At 38.1% G+C, this 17,786-nt stretch carries 17 protein-coding genes and 1 tRNA gene; 8 read left to right on the plus strand and 10 right to left on the minus strand.

All coding sequences use genetic code 11. From position 1 onward, the window contains the following. Positions 1-102 precede the first annotated feature (102 nt). A complete protein-coding gene (locus SAGCYANO_RS31090) occupies positions 103-471 on the minus strand; it encodes a hypothetical protein (RefSeq protein ID WP_202223608.1) in 369 nt (122 codons plus the stop codon). 844 nt (positions 472-1,315) lie between these two features. On the opposite strand from SAGCYANO_RS31090, the gene SAGCYANO_RS31095 reads away from it, so the two are divergent. The 3 genes from SAGCYANO_RS31095 to SAGCYANO_RS31100 all read left to right on the plus strand — a co-directional run bounded on the left by SAGCYANO_RS31095 (position 1,316) and on the right by SAGCYANO_RS31100 (position 3,778). Further along, entirely contained in the window at positions 1,316-2,233 is a 918-nt protein-coding gene (locus tag SAGCYANO_RS31095; RefSeq protein ID WP_202223609.1) for a histone deacetylase, read from the plus strand. Positions 2,234-2,539: 306 nt separating this feature from the next. Beyond that, complete coding sequence (locus SAGCYANO_RS48235) at positions 2,540-2,665, plus strand: hypothetical protein (RefSeq protein WP_255502764.1); 126 nt, start codon at positions 2,540-2,542, stop codon at positions 2,663-2,665. 69 nt (positions 2,666-2,734) lie between these two features. After that, positions 2,735-3,778: a pentapeptide repeat-containing protein gene (locus SAGCYANO_RS31100; RefSeq protein ID WP_202223610.1), complete on the plus strand. Its 1,044-nt coding sequence runs from the start codon at positions 2,735-2,737 to the stop codon at positions 3,776-3,778. A 623-nt stretch (positions 3,779-4,401) separates the two neighbouring features. Here the strand turns inward: SAGCYANO_RS31100 and SAGCYANO_RS31105 are convergent. The 3 genes from SAGCYANO_RS31105 to SAGCYANO_RS31115 all read right to left on the minus strand — a co-directional run bounded on the left by SAGCYANO_RS31105 (position 4,402) and on the right by SAGCYANO_RS31115 (position 7,287). Continuing rightward, positions 4,402-4,914 (minus strand): L,D-transpeptidase, encoded by a 513-nt coding sequence (locus tag SAGCYANO_RS31105; protein ID WP_202223611.1) that lies wholly within the window; start codon positions 4,912-4,914, stop codon positions 4,402-4,404. A gap of 338 nt (positions 4,915-5,252) precedes the next feature. Further along, positions 5,253-5,894 (minus strand): bifunctional 4-hydroxy-2-oxoglutarate aldolase/2-dehydro-3-deoxy-phosphogluconate aldolase, encoded by a 642-nt coding sequence (locus SAGCYANO_RS31110; protein WP_202223612.1) that lies wholly within the window; start codon positions 5,892-5,894, stop codon positions 5,253-5,255. 700 nt (positions 5,895-6,594) lie between these two features. Next, positions 6,595-7,287: a GDSL-type esterase/lipase family protein gene (locus SAGCYANO_RS31115; protein ID WP_202223613.1), complete on the minus strand. Its 693-nt coding sequence runs from the start codon at positions 7,285-7,287 to the stop codon at positions 6,595-6,597. A gap of 569 nt (positions 7,288-7,856) precedes the next feature. Between SAGCYANO_RS31115 and SAGCYANO_RS31120 the strand changes: the two genes are divergently transcribed. From SAGCYANO_RS31120 to SAGCYANO_RS31140, 5 genes are all read left to right on the plus strand, one after another. Next, positions 7,857-8,102: a DNA-directed RNA polymerase subunit omega gene (locus SAGCYANO_RS31120; protein ID WP_124143348.1), complete on the plus strand. Its 246-nt coding sequence runs from the start codon at positions 7,857-7,859 to the stop codon at positions 8,100-8,102. Between the two features lie 262 nt (positions 8,103-8,364). Then, positions 8,365-9,012, plus strand: coding sequence for a hypothetical protein (locus SAGCYANO_RS31125; protein WP_202223614.1), 648 nt, complete (start codon positions 8,365-8,367; stop codon positions 9,010-9,012). 180 nt (positions 9,013-9,192) lie between these two features. Then, on the plus strand, positions 9,193-9,558 hold the full coding sequence (locus SAGCYANO_RS31130; protein ID WP_202223615.1) for a DUF1818 family protein: 366 nt from the start codon (positions 9,193-9,195) through the stop codon (positions 9,556-9,558). Between the two features lie 214 nt (positions 9,559-9,772). Next, a tRNA-Pro gene (locus SAGCYANO_RS31135) sits at positions 9,773-9,846 on the plus strand. Between the two features lie 915 nt (positions 9,847-10,761). Then, on the plus strand, positions 10,762-11,352 hold the full coding sequence (locus SAGCYANO_RS31140) for a YdcF family protein (protein WP_202223621.1): 591 nt from the start codon (positions 10,762-10,764) through the stop codon (positions 11,350-11,352). Here the strand turns inward: SAGCYANO_RS31140 and SAGCYANO_RS31145 are convergent. From SAGCYANO_RS31145 to SAGCYANO_RS31165, 6 genes are all read right to left on the minus strand, one after another. Further along, the gene (locus SAGCYANO_RS31145; RefSeq protein WP_375340024.1) at positions 11,313-11,600 is read right to left on the minus strand and encodes a DUF2288 domain-containing protein; all 288 of its coding nucleotides are present in this window, start codon (positions 11,598-11,600) and stop codon (positions 11,313-11,315) included. The genes SAGCYANO_RS31140 and SAGCYANO_RS31145 overlap by 40 nt on opposite strands. A 455-nt stretch (positions 11,601-12,055) precedes the next feature. Next, positions 12,056-12,895 carry a group II intron maturase-specific domain-containing protein gene (locus tag SAGCYANO_RS46030; RefSeq protein WP_237396874.1) on the minus strand — a complete coding sequence of 280 codons (840 nt, stop codon included), beginning with the start codon at positions 12,893-12,895 and terminating at the stop codon, positions 12,056-12,058. Beyond that, entirely contained in the window at positions 12,867-13,892 is a 1,026-nt protein-coding gene (locus SAGCYANO_RS46035) for a reverse transcriptase N-terminal domain-containing protein (protein ID WP_237396875.1), read from the minus strand. Before SAGCYANO_RS46035 ends, SAGCYANO_RS46030 begins: the two co-directional genes overlap by 29 nt. Positions 13,893-14,576: 684 nt before the next feature. Then, positions 14,577-15,212 carry a 1-acyl-sn-glycerol-3-phosphate acyltransferase gene (locus SAGCYANO_RS31155; protein ID WP_202223617.1) on the minus strand — a complete coding sequence of 212 codons (636 nt, stop codon included), beginning with the start codon at positions 15,210-15,212 and terminating at the stop codon, positions 14,577-14,579. Between the two features lie 591 nt (positions 15,213-15,803). After that, complete coding sequence (locus SAGCYANO_RS31160) at positions 15,804-16,556, minus strand: phosphate ABC transporter substrate-binding protein (protein WP_202223618.1); 753 nt, start codon at positions 16,554-16,556, stop codon at positions 15,804-15,806. Positions 16,557-17,295: 739 nt separating this feature from the next. Beyond that, positions 17,296-17,583: a hypothetical protein gene (locus tag SAGCYANO_RS31165; protein ID WP_202223619.1), complete on the minus strand. Its 288-nt coding sequence runs from the start codon at positions 17,581-17,583 to the stop codon at positions 17,296-17,298. Between the last annotated feature and the right edge of the window lie 203 nt (positions 17,584-17,786).

The following is a 17,786-nucleotide window of genomic DNA, read 5'->3' on the forward strand; positions in this document are numbered from 1 at the left end:
TCTGTTTCAGTTCATTAACTGACTCGCACAACGGTTTATGCCAGTGAGAAATAAAACAGTGAAAAATATAGGCAACGACCGCGCGAATATCTGGAGCATTGCTTAGTCTATCATTTGATATAGTTTGTGTAAAATATCTGCTATTTGAATACCTATTTTTAAACAAGTTGTTAAGTCTAATGAGTCATATTTGTCCAGAGATATTGCTCCATTATCTTCCATCACTAAAGCATAACCGTTGCGATATATTTCTAAATTTAAGGATTTGACAACTCCTGGTAAATTGAGGTTTTTTGTAATGGTATATTGGTTGCGGAAGTGTAACAGTTCGTTAAAAGTGGGATATTCGTTACGCATAAATTTGAGCACGACTGTCTGAGATTCTGTTGCTCGAATGCCTCGGTAAACTAAAGTACGAGTACCTTCATATAGCTTTTGTTTGATTTTATATCCTGGGAGTTTGATGGTCATTGGTCTAGAGTTAATGATTATAATAATTACTTATATAATAGCTTTAAATAACTCTGAGCTTGTGCGATCGTTCGCCACTGTGCTGAGTCGTCATTTCAGTTATCAGTTAGCCCCATAAGGTCAGAACTGAGTTAACAGTTAGCCCCATAAGGTCAGAACTGAGTTAACAGTTATCAGTACCTCTGCCTGTTTGCGCAGCATTCCGCAGGAAAGTCAGAGGCTTGAAATATGGAACTTTTTGTCGTAAATAAATGCTCGAACGTAGAGCTTTTGTTTGATTTGATATCCTGGTAGTTTTATAATCATTACTCTAGAGTTAGTAATTATGGTAATTATACAAATATAATAGCTCTATCTGACTCTGAGGCTGTGTTATGAATCACTTTCCAATGTTTTCACTAGAATTTACACCTACAACCTACGACCTAAGAACTTTATTTTAACTAATTAGGGCTTGCTGATTAAATATCAAACCACTTACAGATATTGATTTGCTGCCTTTTTAGATCGAAAAAAGTGCGCCTGTTTCGGTCGCTCAAGCTCATGCATGCTAGTATTTTGGGATAATTATGGCAGAAAAATCTTGGGACAATTTTTACGACTACCTCCTCTATAATTTCCATTTCTCCTGTCTTCCCCTCCCCTCCTGGGAGGGGCGAGGGGTGGGTTGTCTCCTGTCTTCCCCTCCCTCCTGGGAGGGGCGAGGGGTGGGTTGGGAGGGGAGGGGCGAGGGGTGGGTTGTCTCCTACCCCTACCACTCATACTTTCCATACGCAAACCCTAATTAAACGGATACAATCTTACATTAAATTTCTAAGTTAATACTTTCTACTTCCTTCCTTTTATGAATTTACCAATTATTTATCATCCTAATTATGTTGCACCGATGCCACCCGGTCATCGCTTTCCGATGGCAAAATTTCAACTACTTTATGAAATGCTATTAGAGGATGGGGTTACAGAAAAATCACATTTTTTTATTCCACAACTGCCACCTTTGGAATGGATAGAATTAGTTCACGACCGCGACTATATAGAAGGATATTGTAACGGCACTTTAGACCCAAAAGCACAAAGACGGATCGGGTTGCCTTGGAGTGAAGCATTAGCAAATCGAACTTGTATTGCTGTGGGTGGTGCTGTATTAACGGCGCAGTTAGCACTCAAACATGGTTTAGCTTGTAATACTGCTGGGGGTACTCATCATGCGTTTCCCAGTTATGGGTCTGGGTTTTGTATTTTTAATGATTTAGCGATCGCTGCCCGTGTTATCCAAAAACTAGAATTAGCTCAAAAAATCTTAATTGTAGACTTAGACGTACATCAAGGAGATGGCACTGCCTGGATATTCCAAGAAGACCATACTGTATTTACATTTTCGATGCACTGCGGTATCAATTTTCCTAGTAGAAAACAAACTAGCGATCTAGATGTACCTTTGCCAGAGGGAATGGATGACGACCGCTATTTACAGACTTTAGCGCAATATTTACCAGACTTGCTGTCACAAGTAAAGCCTGATTTGGTGTTATATGATGCCGGAGTTGACACTCATATCCATGATGCTTTAGGAAAATTAGCTTTGACAAATACAGGAATATTCCGGCGCGAGATGCAAGTATTGAGTACCTGTGTAGCAGGAGGTTATCCGGTTGCTTCCGTTATTGGAGGAGGATATACAAAGGATATGAAATCGTTAGTTTACACTCATTCACTTTTGCACCGTGCTGCTAGAGATGTATTTCAGCAGTATCGACTTTGATTTTTCTCAGTTTTAGGGAATAGGGAACAGGGAACACGGAACAGGGAACAGGGAACACGGAACAGGGAGAAATTTATCAGAGAAAACATTTTTATTTATCTCAACGTTGGTTGAAGACTCGCGCTCTAGCTCAAATCTCATTTGGGTAAGTTTGGATAAGTTTAGTAGAACGGGACATCTAAGTAGTATCTGTGATACAATGAAAGAAATTCTTATAGGTTATTAATTATTGAAAAATGATTCTGGATAATTTAAGAGAATTATGAGGAAGCATATCGCAACAACTGGATTCTCAGTAATAGTCAAGTGTTAGAGTTGCAAAAACTTCCTTCTCCTTCTCATTTTCAACATCACGGATTTGTGTTTCAGAGCGATCGCGAACAGCAACAGGGACAACAAAAAGGCTGGCGTATTCTCAAAGTTGATAATTAAGTAGATTTTATTAGGAATTAAAAACAGGCATTTACCTGAATTATTACTATTTTTGGATAGATACAAAATATGAATTTGCGTAAACGTGAGATATTGCAACGATATAAACAAGGTATAACAGATTTCCAAGATGCTAATCTCAGAGGTTTATCTTTTAAGGGAGAAGATTTGTCTGGTGTAGATTTCAGTTTTGCTGATATCAGAGGTACTAATTTTAGTGGGGCAAATCTAACAAGGGCTAAGTTTTGTGGAGCTAAGGCTGGACTACAAAAGCGTTGGGTGGTAATTTTGCTTGCTAGTATTTTTGTTTTAGTTTTTATATCAGGATTTTTCAATATATTCACTTCATATTTCATATCATCATATTTCATATCATTAATATTTGATCCTATTAGCATTGATAATCAAGTTGTTTGGGTATCCTTGATTGTAATTCTTATATTCTGGATAACATTTATCTATAAAGGAAAAGAAAACTCAGCCTTTGCCTTCGCCTTTGCCTTCGCCTTTGCCTTCGCCTTTGCCTTCGCCGGAGCCGGAGCTTTCGCCTTTGCCTTCGCCTTTGCCTTCGCCATCGCCTTCGCCATCGCCTTTGCCATCGCCTTCGCCATCGCCGGAGCCGGAGCCTTGGCCATCGCCGTCACCTTCGCCTTTGCCATCGCTGGAGCCGGAGCCTTGGCCGGAGCCTTCGCCTTCGCCCTCACCTTGGACGTCCCCGGAGTCTTGCCCGGAGCCGTCCTCGGAGCTTTCCTCATCACCGGAGCTTTCGCCCTCGTCGTCACCGGATTGCAAACCTTGTTAACTGCTTACATTGCTTATCGAACAATTAAACAAGATGAAAATACTTTTATCCGTAATATAGCTATTGCCTTTGCTGCTATAGGTGGAACATCTTTCACAGATGCAAATTTAACTGACGCTGACTTCACTAATGCTACTCTCAAAAGTACAAATTTTATAGGAGCTAACATAAACCGTACTTGTTGGAAAGACACTATAAAACTAGACCGCATACGACCAGGAAAAACCTATCTAAAAGATGCTAAAGTTAGAGAGTTAGTCAGAACAGGTCAAGGAGAAAATATAAACTTAAATCGCTCTGACCTCCAATGAATTAATCTCCAGGGAACAAATCTAACTAATGCTAGCTTTATAGAACCCATTTGGGATCTATTTAACAAGTTACAAGTCCAATACCCATCTGGGTTTGATGATTGAAGAAGGAAGAAGGAAGAGGGAAGAAGGCTTAAAAGCTTGAAAAAACGTAAATTTCCTGTAGATATTCACCCTTAGTTTTACACAAACGATACCAGCGGACATGATATGATTCATGATTTTTCGGTTTCCAGCAACCCTTATAGTTGTTATGCTCCTGAAAACGGCTTTTATGAAGCCTTTGTATTTCAAGAAAAGATACCGTTAGGGGTTCTATAAAATCCGGTTGAACAGTTGTCATTGCGACGGTCGGGAAGCAATCTCAGGGGTGCGCGGAGATTTCCTCCTTCCACGGAGTAACCGTCACAATGACTTGGATATAGTAATTATCAGGATTTGATATTAACCCCTACAAATGGTGTATAGTTTTTTGAGTAATTCCTGTTTATATCATGTCCGGATAATAGCGCGATAGAAATGTCAAATAATTGCCTGAAACTATTGCATTATCAAAATTTTACCTTATCAAATAAATTCTAAATTCTAAATTCTAAATTCTAAATTCTGACTTCTAATTCCCTTCACTCATGCACTACTACAGGTGTCCCCACTGACGCCCAGTTAAATAACCATTTGGCGTGATTGACTGCTACATTAGTGCAACCATGACTAACTGGGGTACCAAACATATTATGCCAATAAGCACCATGAATTGCCATTCCCCCGTCATAATACATAGTATAAGGAACGTCGGGCACATCGTAACCAGGTCCGGTCATTCTGGTAGTGCGATATTTTGTCTGTACTCTGAAAGTACCTAAGCGAGTAGGAGTTGATGCTTTACCTGTGGAAACTATCACTGCATAAACTGCTTTATTTCCTTCCCAGGCAATTAATCTTTGGGTTGATAAGTCAATTGAAATCCAACGTTCCGCTGATTGTTGTAATTCTAACATTCTTGTGGCAATTACATTTTCCCATCCACTAGCTTTGGTTGGTATTGACCAGGAGAAAAAAGTCGTAATAGTTAGTGCTGTAGCTGCACATATTTTACCAACTTGATACCATTTTTTAGAACTAAATAAGTTTTTCATATTTTATACCTAATAAAAACAAAATTATTAAAATCATAAGGGTCGCGCCACCCCGCCTTTTAAGGCGCAATATTTTTGGAGAGTTGCTCAAATCCCCTACTTCCCCTCCCCTCCACCGGAGGGGTTAGAGGTGGGTTGACTTCTGACTTCTGACTTCTAACTTATGACTTCGTTAAGGTGTGATTTAGAAGTAGATTATTTTGATTAGACATCTCCAATAATAAAAAATAAAATCAATTATTCTACTCTTATTCATCAATTATTTCCCTACTCTGTAAGGACATTGCATGCAACGTCCCTACTCCCTCTTTTATGGAGATGTCTATTAATTTTAAAATTCAATTGTTTGCTGAAAGTTCTCTAACTAGAACCTGAGCTTGTCGAGCGATCGCTTCCCAATTTTGAGCAATTATTAAATCTTTGGGAAATAGTTTCCCCGATAAACCTACAGCAATTGCACCTGCTTTTATAAATTCTTTAGCATTTTCTAAGGTGACTCCACCAGTAGGAATTAGAGGAATTTCTCCTAAAGGTCCTTGCAAACTTGTGATATAAGTTGCGCCTCCTACTGATGAAATAGGATATATTTTAACACAGCTAGCTCCTGCCTGCCAAGCTGTAACTATTTCTGTAGGAGAAAGAGCGCCGGGAATAATTGGAACTGCTGCTATTTTTGCTGTTTGAATCATAGCAGGGTTAGTATGTGGCGTAAAGATAAATTGGCAACCAATTTTGAGTGCTTTTTGTAACTCTTCTATGGTTAATAATGTGCCTGTACCAATTATACAAGTGGGTAATTCAGAGCGGAGTAAAGTAATTAATTCTGATGCTTTATGACTGTTCCAAGTGATTTCTACTATGCGTATACCACCAGCGACAACTGCTTTTGCCATTTTCCTACCAACCTCGATTTCTGAGGCACGAATAACAGCGATGATTCGATTTTTTTTTAATATTTTTAACCAGCTTTCTTGATTCATACTTTTGGTGGAAGGAAGAAGGAAGTTTGAATAAAATAGATGTATTGAAGTCAAAAATTGCACTAATGAATTAATTTTTATAATTTATAAAATTTAGTTAATAATTAATCATTCAAAATTAATCTAAAGCTTTGATGAAATTGCTTTTTTCTCCTTTAGGAGCCATGTAAGAATAATAAGTTGTACAAATTTTATCTGGGATAAATTGTGAAATATATAGCAGTGTGCGCTGGTATATTTACAAATTGCAGGGGCTGCCCAATAGCTAAAACTCTTATATTATTCCAACGGATATGCTGCGCAAATGGCAATTTATTCCCCCTGTTGCCTATTGCCTCTCTTGGTGCGCATTCCCTCTCTTGGTCAGCATTCCCTTGCGACTGGCGTCGTCGCGGGGTCTGACCGCTTGCGACTGGCGTCGTCGCGGGGTCGCACCGCTGTTGCCTGTTGCCTGCGCACAGCGCTATAGCTTTTATCAAAAAGACTGTTCAAGTTATTTTTACAAGGCTACTTAAAGTTCAAAAATTAATTATTAATTATTAATTATTAATTATTAACAATTGCCTCTCCTTGAAAAGGAAGAGGATTGACGCAAAGGGAAAATTAATTCATTGTTTCTCCTTTAAAGGAGAGGCTTTAAACCTTAATTATTCGGTAATAAAGCTGATAGCTGATAGCTGAAGTGCTGACTGCTTACATCTTAGCTAGTTAATAAATTCAGATATTCCCAGTCCAATACATCTTGTAATAGAGCTTTATAACCTGCGACATTAGGATGAATGCCATCTGCACAAAGACGTAATCTCCACCAATTTTCGCCCCGACTTAACCACTTTTCAAACACATCTAAATAAGGAATTTTTCGCTTTAAACAAGCCAACCGAGTTGCCTCTTTATATATAAATTGATCCTCGTGACTATAATATAAACAATCTTGAAAAGGCATTTTGTCCAAATTAACAGGAACCATTCCCACAAATAGTACAGGACAAAGCTGTTTTGATGTATCCAATAAATTATCTAAAATTGTTTTAAATTTAGGAAAATCAGTATAGTAACGTCCATTTGGTCTTTGGACTCTGGCAGAATCATTTACCCCAACCGAAAGAATAATAATATCTGGTTGACGATTTCTTAATTCTCCACGATGGTGAAACTCATGTTCCAGGCGTTGTTCTACTTGTAAAACACGGTTTCCCCGAACTCCAAGATTATACAGTACATGACCAGGACTGTCTGGCAACATCCATTGCCGTCGTAATCTCTCTACCCATCCACCACCTTCATGATCGCCAAAACCATAAACTAAACTGTCTCCCAAAGCAACTATTTTTAGGGGATGATGATGAGTCTGAGAAAAGTGCTTTATCGTAGAAGGGGTAGATATTAACATAAGCAATAAAAATTGGTAATTTTAGTATAAATTTATTAATATTGATTGAATTTTAACTAAAAATATTACCATTGACTACCTAATTTAGAGAAAAATATAAAAAAATATAAAAAAATATAAAAAAATATATATGATACTAAATCCGGTTTATAGATTATCGCAATTGTGCAGATGCTGGAGATAGGGTTTAGGGGAAATGGGGAGCTTATTAAGGATATATTTTTGACAATCAAGGGGGAAAGTGGACGACTTAAGCAGAAATACATTCACACTCATAATTTCTACTATCTTTGATAACTGAATTTGATATAAGTAGTAGCTCGTCTAGCTTGAAAATGTGGGTAAATTTTAGAAAATATAGACCTCTCCCCCCTTGGAAAGGGATCGTAGCGTTGGGTTTTACCCAAAATTTTAGTCTAGACGCGCTAGTAGTCAGATAATTTGGCCTAACTACCAATCATCTGTACTTATTAGAGAAAAAATGCTACTATTCTACCAGCATTTTATTCTAAATGTGACTGAAAAGATAATGACTGATAAAACTATACAGGCTAATAAAATTTATGCACATAGAAAAGCAATCTAGTATTGATTCCGCAGAACTAAGTCGTAGATCTGAAGAGCTGATCAGAGCTGCCTCTAATCGTTATCGCGTTGTGGTACAAGTAGCTAATCGTGCTAAACGCCGTCGTTATGAAGATTTTGATAATATGGATGAACAATTAATGAAACCTGTTATCCGTGCTGTAGTCGAAATGTCCGACGAATTGATGCAGCCAGAGATAATTAGTGATGTAAGCAGTAGCATAGTGTAGTTCAACAATTAATAATTAATAATTAATAATTAATTATTACTCCTCCTTGAAAAGAAGAGGATTGACGCTTAAGGAAAAATTTTTTCTTCTCTTGGTCGATGGTCGGCTAGCAAGAAGACCCGCTCTTGAAAGAGCCGCTTTCCTAGCGGAATGCTATCGCAAACGCGCTCCGCCATCCCTCGACGGCTTTTTTCTCCTTTAAAGGAGAGGCTTTAAACCTTAATTATTCGGTAAATACAATAGTAGTTATTTAATAATAGCTATGAGCAAGAAGCGGTGGCTCAAATATTTCAAGATTACAATCGTAACATTAGTAGTTTGGGCTAGTATCGAAGCTTTATTTTCTTCTACTGCAATTACAGTTAGCCCTTCTACTAATTATCTGTTAGAAACAGTTACAGACCAAGAAAATTTTGAAGACTCAATTAAAATTGTCCAACGTCGGGTTAGACCTACAGAAGTATGGCCATTTGTATATGAGACAATACCAGATTTGCCATTAGAAAATAATTACATATCTCAAGAAACGGGGGAAGTAGATGCTGAAGAAACTCTGGTTTCACGTTTAATTCGGTATCATCTATATGTGAAAGGCCGTGCTCCCAATTATCGGTTTGACTGGAAATTAACATTAGCAGATTATCTTGGGGCTAATGATTATCTACAATCATCGGTTTATCCAGGAAAAGATACTTTAACTGAAAATCCAATGGAGGGCGATCGTCAAGCTATTCAAAGTTTAACTCGCTCTCAAAGGGAAACTTTAGTTAATAGATTAGTAAATATTTTTAGTGGCGATCCTAACCCTCCATCAATACCAGAAGTATATCAGAGAGATAACTCTGGACGTTCAAATCCTAGAGCGCCAATTATTCCCCAACCGGGAGATGCAGATTTGCTGAGGCCTTAACGAAGTCAGAAGTCAGAAGTCAGAAGTCAGAAGCGGTGCGACCCCGCGTCGGCGAAAGACGCACCTGGTAGCGCACCAAGAGAGTCAGAAGTTGTTTTTGTCACGGGGATTTGAGCCCCCCTCCAAAAACATTTCGCCTTAAAAGGCGGGGTTGCGCGACCCAATTATTTTGAGAAAAAAATGGGACGAATAGTCAAAAGTGGAGCTGGTTGGCGGTTAGGGTTGAATCCTGAAGCAGAAAAATTTAAGGGTTTAGTTGCAGGAAATGAGTGGTCAATAGAACTGACAGAAGAAGAACTTGAGGATTTTTGCAGATTATTAGACCAGTTAAGTAAAGCTATAAACCAGATGGCAGATGAGTTGATGGATGAAGAGAGAATAGTCTGCGAGGCTGAAAGCGATCTACTCTGGATGCAGGTAGAAGGGTTTCCAGGAAGTTATACTGTTCAGTTCATTTTAAATCAAGGGCGCAGGGGAGAAGGAAAATGGCCTGTACAAGCTGTGCCTGGTTTAGTCCAAGCAGCACAAATGTTAAAAGTTTTTTAACTCACATAGCAGAAGGAAGAAGGAAGAAGGAAGACGGAAGAAGGAAGGGGGAAGAGAGAAAAATCTTGCCTTGTCTGAGTTTTAAGCTTTTGATATGTCCGCGACCTTTTCTTCGACTGCTATAACTATCATAAATGTATAAAAAATATCTCTCTCAAAATATAATAATTAATTGCATAAGTTTAATATTGTGTTATGCTATATTAATAGTTGTCGGGGCGTAGCGCAGCTTGGTAGCGCACCACTTTGGGGTAGTGGGGGTCGTGGGTTCAAATCCCGCCGCTCCGATTTTAACTGATATGAGGAGAGGTCCAAAACTCTCCTATAAGGTATTTTGGGTCGGGAAGAGGCTGTTGTTGTATGCAACGTCCCTACCTCCTAAGCAAGAAAATCATAGCTAAATTTACCAACGCCAGAAATTGTTATTTATTCAAAAAATCGGCGTTGGTTAAAAGGGGTATGATATCATGTCCGGATAACAGCGGGATAGAACTCCGTTTCGCGCTCCGTGTTATATCAAATCCGGTTAAACAGCTATAGAATGCTTAAGTCAGGAGGAGTCAACCCACCCCTAACCCCTCCTGGGAGGGGAGGGGAAGTCAGGAGTCAGGAGTCAGGAGGAGAGAGAATTACAAAGATGAGCGTAGTTATGACGATTGGAGAATTTTGTTATATTCAATAAAACGGATTTGATATTATGTGTCCCGTAGCTAAACAAAAAACTTTCTCCTTCTATTCTTCTTTCTTCCTTCCTGACTCCTGAGATCAACTCCTGGGAGGGGTTAAGGTTGGGTTTTCTCCTAAGTAATTAGGGTTTGCTGAATAAATCTTTTAGTAGTGGTAGGAGACAGGAGACAGGAGATAGGAGAAATTGGAATGAGCGAGGAGGTAGGAGTAAGAATTGTCAATTTGGGATTTTTCTGCCCAAGTATGCGCCTAAAATACGCTCCTTTTTGAGCATAAAGAGCTGAAAAATTTGCACTGCAAAATGCCGGAATATCCCCAGATAACCACCATTCTCATCCTTTCTTCCTACTAACTTCTTCCTACTAACTTCTTCCTACTAACTTCTGACTCCTGAGTTCTGACTTGCGCGTAGCGCCATAATTGCCTCTCCGGATCGTAAATAATACTATGTGAATATTTATTTGATAGAATCTACTTCCATCTGTAAAACTACAGATGGTTTTTTATGTTAAAGATATGGTGTTGAGGGTTGTTTCCAGTAAAAAAATATACAATAAGTTGAAGATTTCCCGCATTTTCTGGTTTCTACTAGGATTTATATTAACTTTTTGGATTAGTTATCAACAGTTTGCAGGTAATTTAGAAACACCTCAAGCTTTATTTGTACTTGGTGGGGCGATAGAAAGAGAAGTTTTTGCTGCAGAATTTGCTCGCCAACATCCACAGCTAGATATCTGGGTGTCTTCTGGCACTAACCCGGAATATGCTGACTGGTTATTCTCTAAGAGTGGTATTTCACAAACTCGCTTACATTTAGACTATAGTGCGGTAGATACTGTAACTAATTTTACTACAATGGTAGATAAATTAAAATCCCACGGTATTACAAGTGTTTATCTAGTTACTTCTGATGACCACATGCGTCGCGCTCAAGTTATCGGGGAAATTGTTTTGGGTAGCAGGGGTATTAGTTTTAAACCAATGCCAGTACCTTCTGGGCGATCGCCCGAACCCATTGAAAAAGTTATTAGAGATGGGATTAGAGCGATTTTGTGGGTAACTACTGGTTATACTGGTGCAGGACTGGTTGCTCCATTATCCTCTTGAGTAACATCAGATTCTTGTACCAAAACAAAAGGTTGTACTATCAAAGCATTAAATTTTTTACTATCATTACTATTCCAAATTGACAACTGTTCGGCTGAGGGCTTATAAATAAGTTCTCGGCTAATCCAGTCTTGCACAGAAGATGTATTATCAGAAGCGATCGCTACTCCCACATCTAATAAATCTAAATTTTTGCCGACAATTACTACAGCATCACGTTTTACATGGGGTACTGTTAAACTAAGCAAGCTCATTTCCAGATTACTCTTTTATAGAACCTGCTCGTCTTCAGAACCGGACTTGAGACTTTCACCTCATCACGGCTCCTCTCTTAAACGTCCCTTGTCATGGGTACATCCCTACCTTAATGAATAATTAATAATTAATAATTAATAATTAATAATTAATAATGAAAAACAAATTAATTAGGGTTTGCGCTCAAAAGTATGAGTGGTAAGACTAGGAGTCAGGAACCAGAATCCATAATTCAGGATAAATGGGAATTATAGAGGAGGTAGTTGGAAGAATCGTCCCTTAATTTTTCTGCCCAAATATGCGCCAAAATACGCTCATTTTTTAACCGGAACTAATTAAAAGCTAGCACTTTTTGATACCTAAAAATCTTCAAACCTTTATGTGTAAAAACTTGGAGATTTAATCAGCAATCCCTAATTATTCATTATTCATTATTCATTATTCATTATTAAAAGGCAGTTTTAGTATCGTGGCAATGTCGGTGCAACAGTTGTTTATTCTTATATTTGTTGTCACCACCTTCAGACCTTGGTTTTATATGGTCAACTTCCATGAGGTCAGTTGGTCTAAAGGTTAGTCCACAAGATGCACATTTATTCCTTTGCCGTTTTAACAGCGTTGTGACTTCTTTCCTTACGCCCGGATATTTACCGATTCTGTTGCTCCAATAAGTCCAGTCACCGTCGTAGGGTGATTTATTACCTTTAACTTTGATGTGCCTTATAATGGGGACATCTGAGTGTTGGTTTAGCATATATTCGCCATCATTAAGTACCCAGTTCCTGGTTACTTTTACGTTGGGGAAATACTTTTTCTTTACCCATTTGGCTGACTTATTTGGATGCCTTCTACTTGCCCATCGACCTAGTCTTTTCCATAAAAGACTGTCCAGTTTTTTGAATATTACTTTACTGACTTGTGTTGAGAAGTAGTTAGCCCATCCCTTTATTACCGGATTTAATTTAGCTATTAGGGCTTCAACTGGTGCGTTCTTATGAGAATCACATATTTCCGCTAGTTTCCGGTAGTGAGTTTTGATACTCTTGGATGATGGTTTAATCAGTGTTTTAAATCCTTGTTTGGTTGACTTAATCTTCCATTGCCTGATTGTGAATCCTAAGAAGTCAAATCCGGGTTGGCTTCCTTTATACTCTTCCAAGGTATGGGCAATCTTAGTTTTTTCTGGTTTTAGTTCTAATCCTACCTGGTTTAACCATTCCTGTATTACGGTTTTAGCTTGTACCACTACTTTGATGTCTTCATGTAGGATAACAAAGTCGAGACTCATAGCGTATGAGATTGAGACTCTGTACTTTATTTTGCCAACTTACTTGACAGCCATTACCTCTTTTCATGTCAATAGTTTTGGCAAATTCATTGAGTCTTTCCTCCATACCGTGTAAGGCTATGTTTGCTCTTTTGGGGACTGATGACCCCTCCCTGTGGTGTACCCACCCCATCCCCTCCCGGGAGGGGAGCCAGAGGGGTGGGTGGAATTGATTATTGTCCATCACTCCAGACTTTAACCATTGTTTGATTAATCGTCTATAAGGAGATTGGCTCACTTTTCCTAGTAGTGCATCATGGTTAATTCGGTCAAAACATTTTGATATGTCAGCATCCAGTACATATTTAGGTTTTTTGTGAATGCTGTCAAAGATTGCCCCAATGGCATCTTGTGCTGACCTCCGGAAAAGACCATAGCTATTAGGTTCAAAAAGTGCCTCCCACTCTGGTTCCATACCTAATTTCACCAAGGCTTGTAACGCACGGTCGTACATCGTGGGGATGCCTAGCGGGCGCTGTCTTGAGTGCGTCTTACATTCTGAGGAAACCTCATCCATTAGCACTCGCTTTTCATCTTTTCCTGGTTTTGGTATATAGACTCTGCGGGTGGGACTTGCTTTGATGTGGCGTGATGCGAGTAGGTTCACCAAGTTGAATCGTTGCATTGGAGATATATTTTTTATACCATCTATTCCAGCAGTTTTCTTTCCCTGGTTATCTTGTGTCACGCGTCTAACAGCTAGCAACCTTGCGTAGTAACTTTTTAAAAGAAGTTTTTGGTATCTGTGCATCTTGCGGATTTCGCCACTCATGGATGCTCTGTAAATCAATTTTTGTAATCGGAACACAGATTTCTCTACCTTCTTCCAATTGATATCCTTCCATTTAAGGTTAGGATTGATTGAAACTTGTGAAGGTATATCCTCTGTATCCCATGCTACGCTTAAAAATAGTTTAGGGTTTCCTAATCTTCTTTTTAGTGTCTGAGCTTTATTCATTACTATTCATTGCCTTACATTACGTCTAACAGTGGGTACGTCTGCAAATAAAGCTTTTTACCCAATCCTACTCTCTCTTTGACCTGCAACCGTTGTGCAGATTGACCTTGAATGGCTTCCTAAGTTCTCGACCTACATTCTTAGGATGTCTTAGAGAGGTTTCCTCGTTCCCTTATTCCTTTATTACGACTGATTTAGCGGGGTAAAATCTCCCGGAGGGCGCGATATGGTTGTTGATATAGACTAGGTTATGCCTATATCCATTGACCCCCTGACTTTGTCCTACATTCCATAGCTACCTTGGGAATGGATAATGGTGACGAGAGTTTAATTACCTTCCTATTCGTCCACTTGTCAGTCTCTGCTAGCGGTATCGTTCCTGGCAACTGGTATTGTCCCGCATTTAAGCCAGCTTCGGAGGTTGATGTTCATTCTCTACTCCGTGGCCTACGCTTTCTACCCAACAACTAGGCGGTGGAATTTCACCACTAAGGAAATAAGAGTTACTCACAAGTCGAGGTTGTCCTCATGTATTGACTTGGAATGGCCGTTTATACCTAGTCCCCTAGTTTAGTGGCCAACGAGTCGCACAACCAATTCCATTCCGCTACATCTAAGTTTTCGGCCAATTGTTCTCTAATATCCTGCATTTCTTTTTAACTCATTTTAACTAAACTCAATATATCAAGGTCCTAAATCGTGCATTTTGTTAATTATATCTGCACATTTTTGACTTATTAATTCTAGCTCTTCTTTCTTAGTTGACTCTGGGGGTGGTATTAGTTCTCCAATTCGGACAGTTATTGGTACAGAATTAGCTATCAAACCTTGACGTTTCACTGCATGACTACCACAGATAGAAACTGGTAATAATGGTACTTTTGCCTTTGCAGCAATTAAAGTCGCCCCCAATTTTGGTTCTGTAATTTTACCATCAGAAGTCCTAGTTCCTTGTAAAAAAATACCGACTGCCCACCCCTGCTCCAAACTATTGAGTGCCGAACGAATAGCACTCCGGTCTGCCGCTCCTCTTTTAACTGGATATGCTCCGTATAATGTAATAATCTGCTTCAAAATTGGTACTTCAAATAATTCCTCTTTTGCCATATAAGCAACAGGTCTTTTTATACAAGCAGAAACTATTAGAGGGTCTAAGTCGCTGGCATGATTACTAACTACGACAAATGGCCCTTGTAGTGGAATATTTTCTGTACCATAAATATTATTCCGAAAATAAAACTTAAGTATAGGAAATACTACTGACCATTTTAATAAGTGATAAAGAATTAAGTTCTTGACTGGTTCACGATTTCTAGCCACAAGATATGACCTTGATTTTTGCTTTAGTTAGTTCATCATAATATCAAATCCGGTTAAACACTTATAGATTGGTAGTCTCTAGGAGTCAGGAGTCAGAAGGAGAGAGAATCACTTTGACTTAGTAGTTATGACAGTTGGATATTTTTTTTATGCCCAATTCCCCCGGATTTGATCTAATTTATCAGTTTTTACTCCACAATGAACTGATGTTTAAAGTATAAGCGATCGCTCATAACAAAAGTATAAATATTATTCATAGCGATCGCTCATACAACTTCTTTTCAAGTCCCGAAATAACCTTCTTAGCTAGAGTATGTCACCATAAAGGCTACAGTTCTACATCGAACCAAGTCAGTAAACTTTTGTCCTCTATTAGGGTCTTTGTTACAGAAGGTAAGCATTCAGCCTTCAGTTTGCCTCCTATGGGAAGAACAGCAGGATATAGCAAATATTTATCAAATTGGTATTACTTCATTCATTAAAAAACTCTTTGCGCAGCATGACCTAGGAAAAGCTGACCGCTAATAGCTGTTTGCGCAGCATTCCACAGGAAATGCTTACTATAGAAGTGAAGAGATGAAGAAAAATGTATTATTCTAAAGGTATAAAATCTGCCTGTTTTACAAGTTGTTGACCTTTGGTTGATAAGGCTAATTCTAGAAATTTTTTTACCGCTAAACTTGTTTGATTTGGTACTGCTAAAAATACACTACGACTCAGAGGATAATTATCATTATTAAGAGTAGTTTTGTCTACAGGTGACATTCCATTTATTGGTACAATTCTAACGGTAGTTTGATTTTTTGCCTGAGCTACTGTGGTATAGCTAATTCCATTATTTTTCAATTCTCGTAAAATTGGAGTTGTGACATCTCTTTGAAATGTAATAAAGTTTGAACTATCTGGAGCAAAAGATTCTCCTAACAATACAACATCTTGAAAGAAATTGTAGCTGCCACTTTTGGTAGAACGGTTGATAACTTTGATCGGCAAATCATCACCACCAACTTCTGACCAATTAACTATTTTTCCCTGATAAATATCTTTGAGTTGGTCTAATGTTAAGCTTCCTTTATAAGGATTATTAATTCCGACTACTACTGCTAAAGCATCTTGAGCAATAGGAATTAATTTAATGTTTGCTTGAGAGTTTTCTTCTGGTCGTAAAGTACGAGATATTGCTGCTATTTGTACTCGATTTTCTAGTAAATTTTTGATGCCTTGATTAGAGCCATTTGGTCTACCTTCAGGTACTCCATAAGTGATGGGAGTATTAGGATATTTTTGTTCATAAGCATTTTCTATCAGCTTGATTAATTTAACCATCGTTACGCTACCATCCATTGCTAATATATTGGGATTTGGTAGAGATGTATCTAGATTAGAGACTATTTGATTAGCTGCTTCAGCTATGGTTAATTTTGCTGATGGATTATTAACAATATTGTTGTTAGTATCTGGTTTTTTTGATTTAATAAAAACCAGTATCCTCCTCCAGCTAGTAGGAAAAATAATAGTATAAAAACAATTACTGGTGGTGTATTATTTTTAGCCATGATTGTTTTACTTGATTTTATAGTGATACTAAGTACAATTTGGATCAAATTACTTATGGAGTTATAGATAACCAATGACTACCTATAAATTTGTACTCCAGTTGTTTCTATTCTAGAATTTTAGCCTGAATAAGTAGCATGATCGGAGAGATTCTTTTACTTATTTAAAAATGAGTATTTTATTACTTCAATAATTTAGAAAAACTCAGGTTTAATCTATTTAAGTTTTGCTCTTTAACTTCTGTATTTTATTTAATCCTCATTCCTTAACAGATGTATTATGCTCTAAGTGGCGTTCCACCATTGCGGGATGATTTATAATCAAAGAAAAAATTTTACCTTGGCGATCGCCAAGGTAGGAAACATGAAAATTAACGTAAGCATTCAGCCATCAGCTATTAGCTAACCTCCTATGGTCGGAACTGCAGACTTCAGCTATTAATTTTGAGGAAGATAAAAGCAACCTTTAAAATTGAGAAGGAATAAAAGTTACTGTCATGCGTCCCCTTCCTAAACCTTAGAAGTCATTACTCATTACTAATTGCTGACTGCTGACTGCTAATAGTTGTTTGCGCAGCATTCCGCAGGAAATGCTTACAAATTAACTGTCCTGAATGTACATCAAATAATATCAGGAAAAAGCGGCTATAGGTGAGTTCAGCAAAATTATCAATTGCTTTGAGTGTGGTCGTCAATTTGCAGAATTTTATTCTCATAGATATTTTTTTATATGTAAGTTTAAGATTAAACGCAAAATATACTGCATCAAGTAAATGTTCCCAAATTATTTTGACTTCGGTATGTCGCCAAACCATAGATTATCCTATCTGCTTCCTGACTCCTAGTCTCAAAATTAACTTTATTTATCACCAAAAAAATCAGGTCTTAAGTCTCCCCTTTTAAGGGGATAAAAGGTGGTCGTTAGTGGAGCTTTCCATTGGATGAGATAGTGAGAAAATTTCCCCACATAATTGACCAAGAGAAAAAAATTTTGCATCTTTTCCCTCCCTATTACAGG

Source organism: Okeania sp. KiyG1, assembly GCF_014132355.1.
Taxonomy (GTDB): Bacteria; Cyanobacteriota; Cyanobacteriia; order Cyanobacteriales; family Microcoleaceae; genus Okeania.

Excerpts from the sequence above, each read along its gene's own strand:
- SAGCYANO_RS31090 (WP_202223608.1), bottom strand. The coding sequence starts at position 471 with ATGACCATCAAACTCCCAGGATATAAAATCAAACAAAAGCTATATGAA.
- SAGCYANO_RS31095 (WP_202223609.1), top strand. The coding sequence starts at position 1,316 with ATGAATTTACCAATTATTTATCATCCTAATTATGTTGCACCGATGCCA.
- SAGCYANO_RS31100 (WP_202223610.1), top strand. The coding sequence starts at position 2,735 with ATGAATTTGCGTAAACGTGAGATATTGCAACGATATAAACAAGGTATA.
- SAGCYANO_RS31105 (WP_202223611.1), bottom strand. The coding sequence starts at position 4,914 with ATGAAAAACTTATTTAGTTCTAAAAAATGGTATCAAGTTGGTAAAATA.
- SAGCYANO_RS31110 (WP_202223612.1), bottom strand. The coding sequence starts at position 5,894 with ATGAATCAAGAAAGCTGGTTAAAAATATTAAAAAAAAATCGAATCATC.
- SAGCYANO_RS31115 (WP_202223613.1), bottom strand. The coding sequence starts at position 7,287 with ATGTTAATATCTACCCCTTCTACGATAAAGCACTTTTCTCAGACTCAT.
- SAGCYANO_RS31125 (WP_202223614.1), top strand. The coding sequence starts at position 8,365 with ATGAGCAAGAAGCGGTGGCTCAAATATTTCAAGATTACAATCGTAACA.
- SAGCYANO_RS31130 (WP_202223615.1), top strand. The coding sequence starts at position 9,193 with ATGGGACGAATAGTCAAAAGTGGAGCTGGTTGGCGGTTAGGGTTGAAT.
- SAGCYANO_RS31140 (WP_202223621.1), top strand. The coding sequence starts at position 10,762 with ATGGTGTTGAGGGTTGTTTCCAGTAAAAAAATATACAATAAGTTGAAG.
- SAGCYANO_RS46030 (WP_237396874.1), bottom strand. The coding sequence starts at position 12,895 with ATGAGTCTCGACTTTGTTATCCTACATGAAGACATCAAAGTAGTGGTA.
- SAGCYANO_RS46035 (WP_237396875.1), bottom strand. The coding sequence starts at position 13,892 with ATGAATAAAGCTCAGACACTAAAAAGAAGATTAGGAAACCCTAAACTA.
- SAGCYANO_RS31160 (WP_202223618.1), bottom strand. The coding sequence starts at position 16,556 with ATGGATGGTAGCGTAACGATGGTTAAATTAATCAAGCTGATAGAAAAT.
- SAGCYANO_RS31165 (WP_202223619.1), bottom strand. The coding sequence starts at position 17,583 with ATGGTTTGGCGACATACCGAAGTCAAAATAATTTGGGAACATTTACTT.